This is a genomic window from Arcobacter sp. F2176 (assembly GCF_004116465.1).
Taxonomy (GTDB): domain Bacteria; phylum Campylobacterota; class Campylobacteria; order Campylobacterales; family Arcobacteraceae; genus Arcobacter; species Arcobacter siniprincipis.
Window position 1 is genome coordinate 173582 of record NZ_PDJV01000005.1, and the last position, 16218, is coordinate 189799.

Here is a 16218-nt window from a genome sequence, read left to right on the forward strand (position 1 = left end):
ACCATTATATCACTCTTTTAATAAGTGAATAGATTTTTTAAGGATATGTGAACAGTTGAAAAAAAAGATATTAGGAATAGACCCTGGAACTATAAATTGTGGTTATGCAGTTATAGAAAAAAATAATAGAGAATTAAGACTTTGTGAAGCTGGATTGATAAAAATAAAAAGTAAAATTTTACAAGAGCAAATAGTTGAAATGGTTGAGGGTTTGGATTTGATTTTTTCAAATCACGAGATAAACGAAGTAGCTATTGAAGATATGTTTTATGCCTTTAATCCAAAAAGTGTAATTAAACTTGCTCAATTTAGAGGTGCTATATCGTTAAAGGTTTTACAAAAATTTGGAAATTTTTCTGAATACACTCCATTACAAGTTAAAAAAGCAGTTACAGGAAATGGAAAAGCAGCAAAAGAACAAGTTGCTTTTATGGTAAAAAGATTATTAGGTATAAAAAAAGAGATAAAACCACTTGATATTACAGATGCAATTGCAATTGCATTAACTCATGCACAAAGATTAAAATGAAAAATTTTGCAATTATCTCATTTTGGACTTTAGGTATTATTTGGGGAAGTAATTTTATTTATATGAAGATGGCAGCTGATTATATTTCTCCTATGCAAGTTGTTTTTTTTCGAGTTTTATTTGGATTTATCCCAGTATTTTTATATGCACTTTTTACAAAAAGTTTGAAACTAAAAGATTTGAAATATAGTTTTCATTTTATCATTATGTCGTTACTTGCAACTGTTGTTTATTATTTTGGATTTGTAAAAGGGTGTGCTTTACTTTTATCTGGAGTTGCAGGAGCTTTAAGTGGTTCAATTCCTCTTTTTTCATTTTTGCTTGCAGCTATTTTTCTAAAAGAAGAAAAAATCACAAAATTGGCTTTTTTGGGTGTTTTTATTGGGTTTTTAGGAGTTGTTCTAATAAGTGATGTATTTAATGAAAATATTATGGCTTCTAGTATAGAAGGTATGCTTTCTATGATTTTAGGGTCACTTAGTGTGGGAGCATCTTTTATTTATGCAAAAAAATATGTTATGCCTTTAAAACTAAAAGCCCAAGCTCTTACTACTTATCAGTTAGGTTTTGGAGTTTTGATTTTGATATTTATAACAGATTTTGACGGTATAAATAATATTTGGCAAGATACTCATAGTGCTCTTGGTTTAGTAATTGGACTAGGATTATTGGGTACTGGATTAGCTTATATTATTTATTATTATATGATTGAAAAGTTAGGGGCTTTGAAGGCTTCTTCAATTACATATATTCCTCCTGTAGTTGCACTTATTATTGCTGTATTTATAGTGGGAGAAGATATTAAATTAATAGATATTATTGCTACAGGATTTATATTTTTAGGAGTATTTTTAATAAATCAAAGAAAAAAAGCATGATATTAGTTTAAACAAAAGTTGTTATAATTCGCCTCTACGAATTATTAGGATAATAAATGAAAAGAATTGGAATACTCTCTTCACACAATGGAAGTGGCTTTGATACACTTTTTGAAGCTTGTGAAGATAAAATTTTAAATGCGCAGGTTGTATTAGTGATATCTAATAACCAAGAGGCAAAAGTGTTACAAAAAGCATCAAATAATAATATTCCAAATTTTGTTGTAAATGCAAAAAAATATCCAGATGAGAACCTTGATGAAAAAATTACTAAACTAATGCTTGAGTTCAAAGTTGATTATATATTTTTATCAGGTTATATGAAAAAGATTGAAGAAAATCTTTTAAAAAACTTTCCAAATAAAATCATAAACTCTCATCCTGCATTATTGCCAAAGTTCGGTGGAAAAGGGATGTATGGAAGATTTGTTCATGAAGCTGTCATAAAAGAAAAACAAAAAGAATCAGGTTGTACAATACATTTTGTAAATGAAAATTATGATGAGGGTAAATATATAATTCAAGAAAAAATTTCCCTAACAAGTGATGAAAGTGTAAAAACTTTAGAAGATAAAATAAAAATTTTAGAGAAAAAAGCTATTGTAAATGCATTTAAAAAAATGTTAAGTTGAGTAGTATTTAATAGTAATTTTCCTATAATAAAACAATAATCGTTTTGGAGAAATAATGAAATATTTAGTTTGTGATGATTCTAAAATGGCAAGAAAGATGCTAATTAAGGATTTAAAAAATTTAGTTGGTCAAGAAATAGAAGTTTTTGAGGCGACTAATGGTTTAGAAGCTTTAAAACTGTATGAAGAAGTATCTCCTACTATTACTTTTATGGATTTGACAATGCCTGAAATGAATGGATTTGATGCTGTAGAAAAAATATGCAAAATTGACAAAAATGCAAAAATAATTGTAGTAAGTGCAGATATTCAAGAGGCTTCAAAAGTAAAAGCAAAAGAAAATGGAGCACTAGGATTTATTAAAAAGCCTATTAATGAAGAAAACCTTAAACAAATTCTTTTAAAACTAAAGGTTTTATAATGAACGATAGCAACTGTTTTAATGATGATCAAAAAGATTGTTTACAAGAGTTGATGAATATATCTTATGGTTCTGCAACGGCAGCCATTGCTGATATTATAGGAAAATTTGCAAATCTTAGTATTCCTAAGATTACTACTTTATCAAGTAGTGATTTTAAGGATTATATTCAAGAAAAAGTAGAACATTATCCTGCTTGTTATTTAGTTAGCCAATTAATTGACGGAAAACTTTCAGGGGAAAACCTTTTTTTAATTGATGAAAGCTCATTAAAAAATTTAGCCTTAGAATTTGATTTAAATGAATCAGATATAAATGAAGATGAATTAAAAGATGTAGTTTTAGAAATTACAAATATTATTTCTTCAACTACTTCTAGTAAACTAGCTGAACTAATAGAGACTGATATTTTATTTTCACCACCTGATGTGAAAGTTGTAGAGTCTGCACAAAATTTAGAAGAACATTATCATGTGGAATATAATCACATTATAATTATTTCTACTGTAATAGAGTTTGAAGTTCAAAATATACATAGTGAACTAATAATGATGTTAAGAGATGATTCTATTGGCTTTATGAAAAGTGCATTAGATAAAATAATGGATGAGATTTAAATGGAATTTTTAAATAATAACATCATTTTTAATACTATTGATAATGGAATAATAATTTTAGATGAAGATCTAAATATAAAAGCTTGGAATAAGTGGCTTGAAGTTAAAACAGGTGTAAAAGCAAGTGAAATAGTTAATCATGAAATTTGCGAAAAATTCCCTTATATAGATAAAAAAAAGTTAGTAAGAAAAGTAAAATCTGTACTAATAACAAAAAGTACTTCTTTTTTTAGTGTAGAGCCTCATGAGTACTTAATTAAAATTCAATCAAATAGTATTATGGGTAAAGTTTTTAAATATATGAGACAAGATGTTACTTTGGTTCCTTATGATTTAGATAAAAGATTAGTATGTTTATATATTTATGACCATACTAAACTTCATGAAACATCACAAAGATTGAAAAAATCAAATGAAGAGTTAAAAGAACTTTCAAGTAAAGACCCACTTACTCAATTATATAATAGAAGATATTTTACAGAGTCAGCTAATACTATGCAAAGTCTTTCTATCAGAAATAATCATCATATTTCAATCATTATTTTGGATGTTGATAATTTTAAAAATATAAATGATACTTATGGACACTCTGTTGGTGATAAAGTTATAGTTTCACTTTCAAGAATATTAGAAAATAACTGTAGAAAAAGTGATATTGTAGCTAGATTTGGGGGAGAAGAGTTTGTAATTCTTTTATATAATACTTCTTTATCTTTTGCCCAAAGTGTTGCAGAAAATATCAGACAAAATGTAGAAGATTATTCTGTTGATGTAAAAACAGGAAAATTTAGTTTTACACTTAGTTTAGGTGTTGCTCAATTTGATGCACAACTTGATAAAGATATTGAATCAACTATAAATAGAGCAGATAAAGCACTTTATACTGCAAAAGAGAGTGGGAAAAACAAAGTTATAGTAGATCTATAACTTTGGTAAAGACCACTTTTTATAATATGCTAATAATCTCAGTAGAACACCTAAAATAAATAATACTGTAATATTAAAAATATTTCTTTGCTCAAATAATTGTAAAATATACATACCTAAACCAACTATTATTGCAACTGTTCCATAAAACTCACTTACAAGTATTGATGGTACTCTATTTATTAGAATATCCCTAATTGTTCCTCCACCAACAGCTGTAAGAAAAGCTAAAATTAAAACACCTACAAAATTGAAGTCATTTTCAATAGCTATGATGGAACCAGTTATTGCAAAAGAGACAAGGCCAATGGCATCAGAAATTATAAAGGCTATTTTCCCTTCAAAATCTGCTATTTTATGAAGTTTAAAAACAAGAGATACAAGAACTGTAGCAATTACAAGTATTACAGGAAGAGTATCTATAAAAATATATGGAGTCTTATTTGCAATTGTATCTCTAATCATCCCTCCACCAAGGGCAGTTAGAAATGAAGAAATAACTATTCCTAAAATATCTAAGTTATAATGAACAGCTATTAAAAATCCACTAGCAGTAAAACAAATTATTCCAATAATATCTGCAATTTGTAACGCCGTCATTTTTTATTAACTCTTTTATTTAATTTTTAAGGATTATACTAAATTTTCTATTTGAAGTTGATTTTAAAAATATTGTTTTTATTTTTGTATTCATATTCTAATTTTAAATAATGTCTATTTAAAATTTTATCAACAATACTAAGTCCTAATCCAAAGCCATTCCTTTGTGCTAACTCTTGGGTGAAAGGTTTTAAATAATAATCTAATCCCTTTGAAAGTTTTTCACCTATATTTTCTATAAAAATAGTATTATTTTTGGCTTTTAAAATTATAGGAAAGGAAATAGTATATTTAAGGGCATTGTCAATTAAGTTTTTCAAAGCAATGCTAAGATAATTTAAATCACCCTCTATTTTAAAATCATCTTCTATATTTAAATTTATTTTTGTCTCATCATTTATATATAATTTATCTAAAGCCTCTAAAATCAAAGTTTCAGCACTAAATCTTGTAATATCAAGTTTTGATGAGTTTAGTTTTTCAAGTTCTATTAACTCATTTGTTAAAATTTCCAAGTCAGAAAATATCTTTTTTAAAAGCTCTTTTTGTGAAAAATCATCAATTTTTTCTATGACAAACTTACCCTTAGCAATTGGAGTTCTAAGTTCATGTCCAATATCTCTAAGTAAGGCTTCTCTTGTTTTAATTAACTCTTCTAAATTATTTGCCATTTTGTTAAAAGTATTTGCTAATATTCCAATTTCATCATTTGATTTGATTTTGATTCTTGCACTTAAATCACCCTTTGAAAAACTCTCTATCTCTTTTGTGATTTTTTTAAGTGGTGAGAGTAGTTTTATAATATATAAAAATATAAGAAGTAAAACGAAAACATCAAGAAAAACCAAGATGTTTAGAGTAAATTTTTCATTTAGATTTTTTTCATCTTGAGTTTTTAGAATATATTCATCTTCAAGGTATTTTATATGAAGAATAAGTTCATCATCAAAACCCTTATGAAATATAGAAATAGAGCCAAAAGTGTGAGCTTCATTATATAAGATTTTTTCTTCTTTTGTTTGATTATTTGTGATGGGTTTTAGTTTATATTCTTTTATTATTTGATTTACTAAATTTGTATTATCGATATTTTCATAAATCTCAGTTGCTATTTTTAAATATTTGTCTTTTATTAGACTATCTATTCTTTGGGAATTTATACTATCTATCCAATATCCAATAATACTCATAAGAATAAGACTTATGATAAATAAAATAGAAATCTTTTTTGTTATACTCATTTTAACTCACAAACTTATAACCAACACCCCAAACAGATTTTATATATTTTGGGTTTTTGGAATCATCACCGATTTTATATCTTATATTTGAAATGTGCATATCTATTGTTCGATTTTTTGTATTTGGATCTAGTGAAGTGGCATGAAGTATTTGTTCTCTTGAAGATATTTTATTTAGGTTTTCTATTAAGAAAATAAAAATCTCAAATTCTATTTTAGTAAATTCAACTGGAAAATTATCAACTATTACTTCTCTATTTTCTTTGTTTATTTCAAAAGCACCAATTTCTATTTTTTTACTTGAGTATTTTTTTAAAATATACTCTATTCTAAGTACTAACTCCCTTGGTTCATATGGTTTTGCTAAATAATCATCAACTCCTAATTCAAAGCCATGTATTTTATTTCCAATATCACCCCTAGCAGATGAGATAATAATAGGTATATCTTTTATCTCTTTTAATTTTTTAAATAAATCAAAGCCATCCATTCCAGGTAACATCAAATCTAATATAGCAATACAATAATTTTGGTTTTGAAAGAATTCATCAAGGGCATCTTTCGGATTTGCAAATGAAATACAATCAAAGTGATAATCTTTTAGATAATCACTTATCAAACTTTGCATTTGCAAATCATCTTCTATAAGTAGTACTTTTTTATTCAATTCTCCACTCCTTTAAAAAGTGAGAAAATTTCTCTTTTTGTGTATCATCTAATATATCATGAATCTTTTTTAGATTTTCTATTTCTATTTTTTTTGATTTTTGGTTAATCTCATCTAAAATTTTTTCATAAGCTATTTTATCAAAATCTCTTTTTTTTATTATTTGTGTTAACTCTTTTTCTTTTCTTCTTTCAAATTTATAAAACCTCTTAGACTCTTTTTTATATCTTTTTAATACCTCTTTTAACTCAGATAATTGTTTTTTGTCAAGATTTAGATAATCCAAGTTTTTATAAATATGATGTTTATATTCTTCATTTTTTTCATGATGCTCATACTTGTCTGCAAAAAGATTAGCAGTGAAAATAATACTACATAAAAGAGCTAATATTTTTAATTTTATCATTTTCAATTAATCCTTTCTCCACATCAGTATGACAAGCTTTACAGTTGGCTTTACTTTTAACTTCTTTATTTAAAAATACACTTTTTGGAATATCTTCATGTTTCTTTTTCCAATAAGTTGTTTGAGTCATGGCTATTATATCTTTATTTCCTATAGACTTTAGAATTTTAAAACTAGCTTTTTTTGTAGATTTTTCAGCACTATATTGTACTAAAAAGTCTAAGATAATTTTTTCATCTTTTTTATCTAAACTTGCATCATCCCCAAAATGATTCTCTAAATCTCCCATCAATATTCTCCATGATTTCTCAGGCAATAAATTTGGAGGGATACAGAGTATGGCACGATGCACACTCGCTTACAAAAAGAGGGTTTTCTTTTTTGTAATCTACTGCTTTAAAAGTTGAAGCTATTAAAACATTATTTGGTTTTATAATATTAAATATGAAAAAAGAAACAAGAATAGCTAAAAATATAAAAGCTAAAAATTTTTGAAAAATAGTTAGTTTTATTCCCTGCTCATTTTCACTTTTTTTATAACCTGTAACTATAGAGTTTAGTGTTTCATGTTTTTTATGAAGTATTCTATCACTTATTACTCCTAGTATATGTGAAGCTAAAAGTACCAAAAATAGAGTTGATAAAAATTCATGAATATGTTTAAATAATTTCATATCTTCAAAAAAAGAGCTATTTAAATATGCAAATATTCCTTTACCCTCTTGTATTCCATATGCTAAAACTCCAGTTATAACTGCAAAAAAACAAACAACAAGCATACTTATCATGACATAAGAAGCTATTGGGTTGTGTCCTACATATTTTTGTTTATCTTCAAAGATATTATTTAAAAACTCTTTTATGTTTTTTTTGCCCATTGGAAAGTCTTTTAACTTTGAGTGTTTTGGACCAAAGATTCCCCATGCTAATCTAAATAATAAAAGTATAAATATTGCATATCCAATTATTGCATGGTATGATAACCATCTATCTTCTTCACTTGAAATAAATACTAATAAAATAAAAAAAGCAAATAAAAAGTGAAATACTCTTGTTGGTAGTGACCAAATATATATTTTTTGCATCTTATCTCCTAATCATCCCATCTTCCATAATTTGGAATTTTTATATCTCTTTCACTGTATATTCCTCTTTGGGCTGTGGTATGACAAGCTACACAGTTAAATAATCCTTTTACTTCTTTTTGAGATAACATTGCAGGTCGTAACTCATTGTGTTTTCTGATGATATATGGAACTTTGGAAATAGATTCTGGAACATCACCACTTCTTATACTTTTTACAATTTTGTTACTTCTTCTATAATCCATAGCTTTTTCAGCACTATTTTTATTTAAATACTCTTTTATGATTTTAAAATCATCTTTTGCAAGGCTGGCATCAGTGTCAAAGTGATTTTCTAAATTATTCATCATCTTATTCCAAGAAGCTGCTAGTAAAAGACCTGGTTGATATGCAAAATGACAAGCACTACACTCTAGTTTATAGATTTTATTATCTACAGGTTTTACTCCAGGTTTTCCATTCGAATAATGATTTTCTGCAAAAATTAGTGAACTTAGTAAGGTCAATATTATTAGAGCTTTCATTATTTATCCTTTGATATGATATAAGTTACAACATCACCTTTTTCTTGCGCTGTTCCAACTCTATTATAAACATCATTGAAATTTCTTCTTAGCCATTTTTCTATATTTTTAACTTCAGTAAATCTTTTTGGATTGGCTATTGGAGATAGTGGTTCTATTATTTTTCCAGTGAAAAAGTTTTTGCCTGATTTTGTTAAATCAATACCATGGCAAGAAGTACATGATATCTCTTTACCTTTTTTTTCCATGTGTTTTGATGTGAAAATCTCTTCACCTCTTTTTATATCAAAACCTTTGAAGTTTGGATTTGATTTTTGAACTTCTATTTTTAGATTATTTAAATAATCATCAACAACAGAAGCATAAGTTAGATTTAGAATTAATCCTAGAAGAATTAGTAGTTTCATCTTTAAGCCTTTATGTTTTTATATTGTAAGTATAAAACAAAAGCTTAAAGTGTAGTAGAAGGTTTTCTTGACACTTTCTTTACAATTTAGAAAGTAATATACAACTCCAAGTCACAATAAAAATAAAGATACTAATAAATACAATAGCACTTCCAACATCTTTTGCTCGTCCTGCCATCTTATGATGGTCTAAAGTTACAAGATCAACAACTCTTTCAATAGCACTATTTGTAGTCTCAGCTAAAATCATACCCATCAAAGTAATAAACATCAAAAGTTTATTGGTAAGGCTTGTATCTATAAAAAACAATGTTGGCAATAATAAAATAGTAACAATAAGTTCTATTTTAAATGAAGTTTCTGTTTTTATTAAATCAAGCAGACCTTTTAAAGCATAAGAGGTATTTTTGAAAAAGTTATATTTGGGTTGGTTTCTCAATTTCTTTCCTTTTAAATATTTTTGCGAATATTAATATAATGAGCCAAGCTAAAATCATGCTAATTATAGTATGACTTAAAAAGTGATCACCTATGAGCATTTTGTAAAGTCCCATACTCCAAGCTATAAGAAGTGCAAAGGATAAAGCTATAACTTGATTTTTTCTTTTCTTAAAAAGAAAAAAGATTGACATAAGTGCAAATCCAGCACTAGCATGACCAGCGGGCCAACATCTGATTCTTTTTTCTTTAAAACCTTTTGGATATGACTCAAAAATATTTACATTTGGGTATTTCCCTCCATAGTCTTTTGTATGTTTTGGGCAAGGCATATTTGTAGTATCTTTTAAAGAAACCACAACAAACGGAACAGTAAATGAACTTAATACTATTATAATAAGACCATTTCTATACATTCGGATAAGCTTATTTTTTCTAAAAAAAATTAGAGAAATAATAATAAGTATAGCAAATAGCATTAATAGTTTTTTCATTCCTTTATAAAAAATAAAGTTCAAAGTAGCATTGTTTCTATCTATTAACCAAGTATGTGTATCAAATTTATAAAAAAAGTTTTGCACATAAATATCTATGGGAGTAAATGCAAAAAGTACTATTACAAAAGATAAACAAAGTGTTGTATACAGTATATGAGTATTAATTTTTTCTAGCATGATTTAATATATCCTTATCTTTTTTATAAACATCTGTTTCAATTTCAAAGAAACCTAAAAGTGTGTGAAAAAGGTCATCTTGTGAGAATCTCTCATCTGAGTATGTTCTTAGTTTTGTTGTATTAACTTCACTATCTCCAAACCACATAAGAGCTCCTATATGTCTTTGTTCATCTGGTGCTATAAGGTATGGCATACCGTGTAAATATAAACCATTCTCTCCTAAACTTTCACCATGATCACTCATGTATATTAAACCTGTATGATAATATTTTGAATATGGTTTCAAAAAATTTATGGTTTTTGATAAGAAATAATCAGTATAAAGTATTGCATTATCATATGCATTACCAACTTCTTCTTGAGTACATTCTTCTAATTGATTTGTTTTACAAACAGGCTTGAATTTCTCAAACTCTTTTGGATATCTTTTATAATATGCAGGTCCATGATTTCCCATTTGGTGAAGAACTATAAGAATATCTTCATTTTTATGTTTTTCAATAAATTTATCAAGACCTACAAGCATACCTTCGTCTCTACATTCTCCATCATCGCATATTGTATTTATCTTAGGGTCTTTAAAATTTTGATAGTCAACTCTAAGGGCAACACCTTTTGAATCAGAATTATTATCTCTCCAAAGTATTTTTACATCTTTTGTGTTGTTTAATATATCTATAACATTTTCAGTTGAGATACCTTTTTTATAAGTATACTCACTTCTTGGATATACAGAAAACATACAGGGAACAGAGACAGCGGTTGAAGTACCACATGAATACATATTTGGGAAGTTTATAATATCTTCTTTTTTTAATAAAGGATTTGTCTCTCTTTTATAGCCATTTAAAGAAAATCTATTTGCTCTTGCTGCTTCTCCTACTACCATAATAAGAAGTTCTTTTTTATCACTTTCATACTCTTCAGGTGAATATTTAGCATCTTTTCCTATTATTTCTAGAACAAGTGGGCCACTATTTATAGTTTTATTTATATAATTGCCAATACTATATATCCAAAATATAGGGTTAGCATGATATCTTAAAGGTTTATGCTCTCTGAAAAATGAAGTATAAAACTTACTTAAACTAAAAATTATAATAATAACTACTAATAATGAGATAATTAGAGTTTTTAATTTTGCAAAAATTTCATTTTTTAGTGGTCTGTAATTAATTTTTAATTTGTAAATAATAATTGAAGGTATAACACCTAATAATAGAACATAAAGTACAAGTTGATAACTAAATAAATCACTTGATTCATCGAAATTAGTTTGAAGTGTATTTCGTATCATCTCTGTATCAATAACTACATGATAAGTATCCATAAAATACGCTGTAAAAGATGAAACAAGTAAGATTATTATTAAAATAGGTTTTGTTGTATGTTTAGATGCCACAAGTGAAAATAAAAATACAATTAAAGATAGTAGAACAAGGCTAATAGATATTATATAAATAAGATTTGTTCCAGTAACGGGATATGCTGTTATTATACTCTTAAAAAAAGAGAGATTAAAAAATGTAGTTAAAAAAATAGCTACAAAAATTATCAATTTATATTGTGTAAAGTTTTTCATTTTATTCCTCATATTAATGTCAATAGAATTCTATTTTAGTTAAATTAATAAGTAGTTAATGCATAGTTAACCAAGCTCCTTTTTAGCGTATTATCTAAAAAGAAGTAGGGGTTTTTCTGCTTTTTCTAGCATTTTAGAAGTAAAACTTCCAAATAAAACATTTTTTAATCTATTGTGACTATATGCACCCATTGCTACAATATCTAAATTATTATTTTTTTGATAATTTAGTATCTCAGTAATTTTATTATCCCCTTCTAAAGAAGAAGTTTGTACTTCAAAATCAGCTTTTGCAAATAGATTTTTTGCTTCATGTAAAAGTTTTTGTGAGCTTTGTGTATCTTTATTTATATTTACTATATGTCTAGTAATATTAGGGAATATTGGTTCTTTTGTAGCTTCATTGATTGCTTTATTTGCATAATCAGAACCATCATATGCCATTAAAATGGAATTAATTGGAAAAAATTCAGAGTTTACAATTAAAATGGGGATATTAAGTGTCCTAATAATATCTTCAAGGTTTTTACTATTTTTATCAAAACCAATTATTGCAATAAATGTCTCTTTTTCTAAATCTTCAAGGTTTTCTTCAAAAGATCCATGTCTTTGAAGTGAAAAAAGGTTTTCAACTCCTTGCTCTTTTGCATATTCACTAAAAGTTTTTAAAAGAGTTCTTCCTTTAATTATTAGTTTTTTACTCTCTTCTTGTTCTTCAAGGCTAAGTTCTTCAAGCAAAGTCTCTTTTGAACCAAATCCGATATTTCCAGATAAGTCAACTTTTTTAGAAATGTGAGTATGATTTACTACATTTAATAATACAAGTGGTAAGTTGTGAAGTTTAGAGATGTAAACTCCATATTCACAAGCAGCTTTACAATATGAAGAATCATCAATACATACTAAAACTTTTTTAGAACTCATTTTAGTGTCCTCCCATTATTTTTTCAATTTCTTGTGGATCATCATGAATACCAAATCTATCAATAATAGTTTTACTAGCTTCATTTTGACCGATTATTTCAACTTCTGCACCTTCTCGTCTTAATTTTATAACTGCTTTATCAAGTGCATTTACAGCTGAAATATCCCAAAAATGGGCACGAGTCAAGTCAATAATAACTTTATCTAAAACCTCTTTAAAGTCAAAAGCTTCATAAAATTTATCAGCACTGTTAAAAAATACTTGTCCTACAAATTTGTAAGTTTTGATTGTATTGTCTTCATTGTAAAAAGTTTCATTATACATAAAGTGAGAGATTTTATTAGCAAAAAATAGTGATGCTAATAGTACTCCTGAAAAAACACCATGCGCTAGGTTGTGGGTATAAACTGTTACACAAACAGTTGTAATCATTACTAAGTTTGTTGATAGAGGTAGTGTTTTTAAGTTTTTAAATGAACCCCAATCAAAGGTTCCAATTGAAACCATAATCATAACAGCAACTAATGCAGCCATTGGAATTACTGAGATTATATCACTTAAGAATACAACCATGATAAGTAAAAATATACCAGCTAAAAAAGTTGATAATCTAGTTCGTCCACCTGATTTTACATTGATAACTGATTGTCCAATCATAGCACATCCAGCCATTCCTCCCAAAAATCCAGAGGCAATATTTGCAATACCTTGACCTGTACACTCTCTATTTTTCTCACTTTTTGTATCAGTTAATTCATCAACTATAGTTGAAGTCATAAGTGATTCTAAAAGACCAACAACTGCTAGTGAAACAGAATAAGGAAGAATGATAAGTAAAGTATCAAGATTTAATGGAATATCTGGAAATAAAAATATTGGTAAAGTATCAGGAAGTTCTCCCATATCTCCAACTGTTCTTATGTCAATTCCTAAAAAAAGTACAATAAGAGTTAAAGTGATAATTGTAACAAGTGGTGAAGGAATGATTTTCCCAATTTTTGGAACATAAGGAAATAAATATATAATAGCAAGACCCAAAGCAGTAAGAGCATAAACATGCCAAGTTACATTTGTGAGTTCTGGAAGTTGAGCCATAAAAATCAAAATAGCTAAAGCATTTACAAAACCAATCACAACAGCTCTTGGAACAAAACTCATAAATCTCCCAAGTTTTAAGTATCCTGCAATAATTTGAAATACACCTGTTAATAAAGTTGCAGCTAATAAGTATTGCAAACCATAATCTTTTACTAAAGTTACCATTACAAGTGCCATAGCTCCAGTTGCAGCACTAATCATTCCTGGCCGACCACCCACAAATGAAATCACAACAGCTATACAAAATGAAGCATAAAGACCAATTTTAGGGTCAACTCCTGCAATAATTGAAAAGGCTATTGCTTCAGGAATTAATGCCAATGCAACAACAAGTCCAGAGAGAGTATCTCCTCTTATGTTACTAAACCATTCCTCTTTTTTAAAATATTTTTTTACCATTCTTTCTCCACTATTTTTAAAAATTCAAAATTCATAAATTTGATTGTTTTCTTAAGTATTGAGGGAAAAACCCCTAATAAGAGTACCTTTTGGTGGAATTGTAGCCAAAAAGTTAAAAATCACAAAATATAAAGATTACATCTTCTCTTTTGAAAAAATCAGTTTTACAGTTGTTCCTATTTCTTCACTACTTATTAACTCAATTTTACCATTGTGACTACTTATTATTTTATCAACGATTGCCATTCCAAGACCTGTTCCGCCCGATTCTTTATTTCTACTTTTATCTGTTCTATAAAACTTCTCAAATATTTTATTTTGTTCTTGTTTTGCTATTCCTATTCCTTTATCTTCAATACTAACAATAAAGTTGCCATCTTCTATATAATTTTTTATGATTACATCAGAGTTTTCATGACTAAAAGATATAGCATTTTTAAGAATGTTCTTAATTGCAATTTTTAGAAGTTTTGTATGCCCTTTGATTTGGAAGATATCTATGATTTGCGATTGAATATCTATATTTCTTAACTTTGCATATAATTTTAATTCTTTTATAGCTTCAAGACTTATTTCATCCATATAAGCATCTTCTTCATAGGTATTTGTGTTATTTTCATTTTTTGCTAAAAAAAGTAAATCATCAATAGTATTTTGTATCATTAAAACTTCATCTAAACAAACTTCTAAAGTATCTTTGTATTCTTTCTTATCCCTATCTTTTCTTAATGCTATTTCTATTTCTCCTCTTATAATTGTAAGGGGAGTTTTTAGCTCATGGGAAGCATCACTTGAAAATTGATTTATCTTTTCAAATGATATTTCTAATCTTTGAAGTAAGTTATTAATTTCGTTTGAAAGTTGAGATATCTCATCTTTATTGTTTTTGTAATTTAATCTTTTTGATAAATTTGTTGCATTTATATTTTTTAAATCAAAGAGTATCTTTTCAATTGGAGCAAAAGATTTATGAATCAAAAAGTATCCACCAATAATAGAAAATATTAAGATAATTGGAATAATAAAGATTAAGATATATAATAAGTTTTCCATCGTATGATTTAATATTTTATAATCAGTGGCAACTTGTAAAATATACTCTTTTTCTTTGATTAAGAATTTTATTTCACCTAATATAAAATTCTCATCTTTTTCAAAATGGATAGTATCTTTTGGAATATTATGAAAAGTTTTTGAAATCGAATCTGGGAAAGGCGAAGAACCTATAGCTTTTATGCCTTCTTTTTGAGAAAGTAGTCTTATATATAAAGGTTTAAATTTATATTCATTCTCTTCATCAAAGTCTAATGTTGAAAGTCCATTTTTATGATCAATTATGTCATCTACAATATCTAAGATAATCACTTTGAGTGAAGTTTCTACTTTATCTAAAGTTGAAATTTCTAAGGTTTTATATATAGAAAAAGCAAGGGCTATTAAAATAAAACCTTGTATTAATACATTGTAAATGAGTAGTTTCTTCTTAATTGATAGGTTATTTTGCATCTATTTTAAATCCCAAGCCTCTTACCGTTTTTATAAGCTTTTTTTCATAAGGCTTATCTATTTTATTTCTAAGTCTATAAATATATACATTTACAACATTGCTTATATTTGATTCATCCATATTATTAAGCATAGAACTTAGTACTGTTTCTGATAAAACTTTATTTTGATTTTTTATTAAGTATTCTAAAAGTGAGAATTCTTTTGCTGTTAGAATTATATTATCTCCGGCTCTTTTTGCAGTTTTTGCAAGTAAATCAAGTTCCAAATCATCTATTTTAATTGTGGTTTGTGTTGAATCTTTTGTTCTTAATTGAACTCTCATTCTTGCTAATAATTCAGAAAAAGAGAAAGGTTTAGCTAAATAATCATTTGCTCCTATATCTAAGCCTATTATAGTATCTTCAATGCTATCTTTTGCTGTTAACATAATCACGGGCGTATTAATCCCATCAGTTCTTAGTTTTTTACAAACTTCAATTCCATTAAGTAAAGGAAGCATAATATCAAGTAAAATCAAATCATAGCTATTTACACTTGCTAAATATAAGCCTTCTTCACCATTATGTGAATAATCAATACTATAAGACTCTTCTTCTAAGCCTTTTTTCAAAAAATTTACGATTTTTACATCATCTTCGATTATTAAAATTTTCATA

21 protein-coding genes are annotated in these 16218 nt (G+C 26.9%); 6 read left to right on the forward strand and 15 right to left on the reverse strand.

The genetic code is table 11. The features are described from left to right. The first annotated feature begins 55 nt into the window (after positions 1-55). The 6 genes from ruvC to CRU95_RS06865 are packed head-to-tail and all read left to right on the forward strand — an operon-like array spanning position 56 to position 4004. Positions 56-529, forward strand: a complete 474-nt coding sequence (ruvC, locus tag CRU95_RS06840) for a crossover junction endodeoxyribonuclease RuvC (RefSeq protein ID WP_129100401.1) — start codon at positions 56-58, stop codon at positions 527-529. Further along, entirely contained in the window at positions 526-1407 is an 882-nt protein-coding gene (locus CRU95_RS06845) for a DMT family transporter (RefSeq protein WP_129100402.1), read from the forward strand. The genes ruvC and CRU95_RS06845 overlap by 4 nt, the downstream gene beginning before the upstream one ends. A gap of 56 nt (positions 1408-1463) precedes the next feature. Continuing rightward, complete coding sequence (purN, locus tag CRU95_RS06850; RefSeq protein WP_129100403.1) at positions 1464-2039, forward strand: phosphoribosylglycinamide formyltransferase; 576 nt, start codon at positions 1464-1466, stop codon at positions 2037-2039. 55 nt (positions 2040-2094) lie between these two features. After that, positions 2095-2460 (forward strand): response regulator, encoded by a 366-nt coding sequence (locus tag CRU95_RS06855; RefSeq protein WP_129100404.1) that lies wholly within the window; start codon positions 2095-2097, stop codon positions 2458-2460. Then, positions 2460-3077, forward strand: a complete 618-nt coding sequence (locus CRU95_RS06860; RefSeq protein ID WP_129100405.1) for a chemotaxis protein CheC — start codon at positions 2460-2462, stop codon at positions 3075-3077. Before CRU95_RS06855 ends, CRU95_RS06860 begins: the two co-directional genes overlap by 1 nt. Then, positions 3078-4004, forward strand: coding sequence for a GGDEF domain-containing protein (locus CRU95_RS06865; protein ID WP_129100406.1), 927 nt, complete (start codon positions 3078-3080; stop codon positions 4002-4004). On the opposite strand, the gene CRU95_RS06870 is transcribed toward CRU95_RS06865, so the two are convergent. The 15 genes from CRU95_RS06870 to CRU95_RS06940 form a co-directional block, all read right to left on the reverse strand. Beyond that, positions 3999-4604 carry a trimeric intracellular cation channel family protein gene (locus CRU95_RS06870; RefSeq protein WP_129100407.1) on the reverse strand — a complete coding sequence of 202 codons (606 nt, stop codon included), beginning with the start codon at positions 4602-4604 and terminating at the stop codon, positions 3999-4001. The genes CRU95_RS06865 and CRU95_RS06870 overlap by 6 nt on opposite strands. A gap of 47 nt (positions 4605-4651) precedes the next feature. Further along, a complete protein-coding gene (locus CRU95_RS06875; protein ID WP_129100408.1) occupies positions 4652-5845 on the reverse strand; it encodes an ArsS family sensor histidine kinase in 1194 nt (397 codons plus the stop codon). Between the two features lies 1 nt (position 5846). Further along, positions 5847-6512: a response regulator transcription factor gene (locus CRU95_RS06880; protein ID WP_129100409.1), complete on the reverse strand. Its 666-nt coding sequence runs from the start codon at positions 6510-6512 to the stop codon at positions 5847-5849. Beyond that, a complete protein-coding gene (locus tag CRU95_RS06885; protein ID WP_129100410.1) occupies positions 6505-6918 on the reverse strand; it encodes a Spy/CpxP family protein refolding chaperone in 414 nt (137 codons plus the stop codon). The genes CRU95_RS06880 and CRU95_RS06885 overlap by 8 nt, the downstream gene beginning before the upstream one ends. Beyond that, positions 6884-7207 (reverse strand): diheme cytochrome c, encoded by a 324-nt coding sequence (locus tag CRU95_RS06890; protein ID WP_258238651.1) that lies wholly within the window; start codon positions 7205-7207, stop codon positions 6884-6886. The genes CRU95_RS06885 and CRU95_RS06890 overlap by 35 nt, the downstream gene beginning before the upstream one ends. 19 nt (positions 7208-7226) lie before the next feature. Then, entirely contained in the window at positions 7227-8003 is a 777-nt protein-coding gene (locus CRU95_RS06895) for a cytochrome b/b6 domain-containing protein (protein ID WP_129100411.1), read from the reverse strand. Positions 8004-8011: 8 nt separating this feature from the next. Beyond that, complete coding sequence (locus tag CRU95_RS06900) at positions 8012-8527, reverse strand: diheme cytochrome c (RefSeq protein ID WP_129100412.1); 516 nt, start codon at positions 8525-8527, stop codon at positions 8012-8014. Beyond that, on the reverse strand, positions 8527-8934 hold the full coding sequence (locus CRU95_RS06905) for a DUF1924 domain-containing protein (RefSeq protein ID WP_129100413.1): 408 nt from the start codon (positions 8932-8934) through the stop codon (positions 8527-8529). The genes CRU95_RS06900 and CRU95_RS06905 overlap by 1 nt, the downstream gene beginning before the upstream one ends. 79 nt (positions 8935-9013) lie before the next feature. Then, the gene (locus CRU95_RS06910) at positions 9014-9373 is read right to left on the reverse strand and encodes a diacylglycerol kinase (RefSeq protein ID WP_129100414.1); all 360 of its coding nucleotides are present in this window, start codon (positions 9371-9373) and stop codon (positions 9014-9016) included. Beyond that, positions 9351-10046 (reverse strand): phosphatase PAP2 family protein, encoded by a 696-nt coding sequence (locus tag CRU95_RS06915; protein ID WP_129100415.1) that lies wholly within the window; start codon positions 10044-10046, stop codon positions 9351-9353. Before CRU95_RS06915 ends, CRU95_RS06910 begins: the two co-directional genes overlap by 23 nt. Next, on the reverse strand, positions 10030-11631 hold the full coding sequence (locus tag CRU95_RS06920) for a phosphoethanolamine transferase (protein ID WP_129100416.1): 1602 nt from the start codon (positions 11629-11631) through the stop codon (positions 10030-10032). The genes CRU95_RS06915 and CRU95_RS06920 overlap by 17 nt, the downstream gene beginning before the upstream one ends. 90 nt (positions 11632-11721) lie before the next feature. Next, positions 11722-12555 (reverse strand): universal stress protein, encoded by an 834-nt coding sequence (locus CRU95_RS06925; RefSeq protein ID WP_129100417.1) that lies wholly within the window; start codon positions 12553-12555, stop codon positions 11722-11724. A gap of 1 nt (position 12556) precedes the next feature. Continuing rightward, positions 12557-14053, reverse strand: a complete 1497-nt coding sequence (locus CRU95_RS06930) for a SulP family inorganic anion transporter (protein WP_129100418.1) — start codon at positions 14051-14053, stop codon at positions 12557-12559. 135 nt (positions 14054-14188) lie between these two features. Then, positions 14189-15559, reverse strand: coding sequence for a cell wall metabolism sensor histidine kinase WalK (locus CRU95_RS06935; RefSeq protein ID WP_129100419.1), 1371 nt, complete (start codon positions 15557-15559; stop codon positions 14189-14191). Then, on the reverse strand, positions 15549-16217 hold the full coding sequence (locus tag CRU95_RS06940; RefSeq protein ID WP_129100420.1) for a response regulator transcription factor: 669 nt from the start codon (positions 16215-16217) through the stop codon (positions 15549-15551). The genes CRU95_RS06935 and CRU95_RS06940 overlap by 11 nt, the downstream gene beginning before the upstream one ends. Between the last annotated feature and the right edge of the window lies 1 nt (position 16218).

Bases quoted from the DNA above. Each gene is read 5' to 3' on its own strand.
- CRU95_RS06845 (WP_129100402.1), top strand. From the start codon at position 526: ATGAAAAATTTTGCAATTATCTCATTTTGGACTTTAGGTATTATTTGG.
- purN (WP_129100403.1), top strand. From the start codon at position 1,464: ATGAAAAGAATTGGAATACTCTCTTCACACAATGGAAGTGGCTTTGAT.
- CRU95_RS06855 (WP_129100404.1), top strand. From the start codon at position 2,095: ATGAAATATTTAGTTTGTGATGATTCTAAAATGGCAAGAAAGATGCTA.
- CRU95_RS06860 (WP_129100405.1), top strand. From the start codon at position 2,460: ATGAACGATAGCAACTGTTTTAATGATGATCAAAAAGATTGTTTACAA.
- CRU95_RS06865 (WP_129100406.1), top strand. From the start codon at position 3,078: ATGGAATTTTTAAATAATAACATCATTTTTAATACTATTGATAATGGA.
- CRU95_RS06870 (WP_129100407.1), bottom strand. From the start codon at position 4,604: ATGACGGCGTTACAAATTGCAGATATTATTGGAATAATTTGTTTTACT.
- CRU95_RS06875 (WP_129100408.1), bottom strand. From the start codon at position 5,845: ATGAGTATAACAAAAAAGATTTCTATTTTATTTATCATAAGTCTTATT.
- CRU95_RS06885 (WP_129100410.1), bottom strand. From the start codon at position 6,918: ATGATAAAATTAAAAATATTAGCTCTTTTATGTAGTATTATTTTCACT.
- CRU95_RS06890 (WP_258238651.1), bottom strand. From the start codon at position 7,207: ATGGGAGATTTAGAGAATCATTTTGGGGATGATGCAAGTTTAGATAAA.
- CRU95_RS06895 (WP_129100411.1), bottom strand. From the start codon at position 8,003: ATGCAAAAAATATATATTTGGTCACTACCAACAAGAGTATTTCACTTT.
- CRU95_RS06900 (WP_129100412.1), bottom strand. From the start codon at position 8,527: ATGAAAGCTCTAATAATATTGACCTTACTAAGTTCACTAATTTTTGCA.
- CRU95_RS06905 (WP_129100413.1), bottom strand. From the start codon at position 8,934: ATGAAACTACTAATTCTTCTAGGATTAATTCTAAATCTAACTTATGCT.
- CRU95_RS06915 (WP_129100415.1), bottom strand. From the start codon at position 10,046: ATGCTAGAAAAAATTAATACTCATATACTGTATACAACACTTTGTTTA.
- CRU95_RS06920 (WP_129100416.1), bottom strand. From the start codon at position 11,631: ATGAAAAACTTTACACAATATAAATTGATAATTTTTGTAGCTATTTTT.
- CRU95_RS06925 (WP_129100417.1), bottom strand. From the start codon at position 12,555: ATGAGTTCTAAAAAAGTTTTAGTATGTATTGATGATTCTTCATATTGT.
- CRU95_RS06930 (WP_129100418.1), bottom strand. From the start codon at position 14,053: ATGGTAAAAAAATATTTTAAAAAAGAGGAATGGTTTAGTAACATAAGA.
- CRU95_RS06935 (WP_129100419.1), bottom strand. From the start codon at position 15,559: ATGCAAAATAACCTATCAATTAAGAAGAAACTACTCATTTACAATGTA.
- CRU95_RS06940 (WP_129100420.1), bottom strand. From the start codon at position 16,217: ATGAAAATTTTAATAATCGAAGATGATGTAAAAATCGTAAATTTTTTG.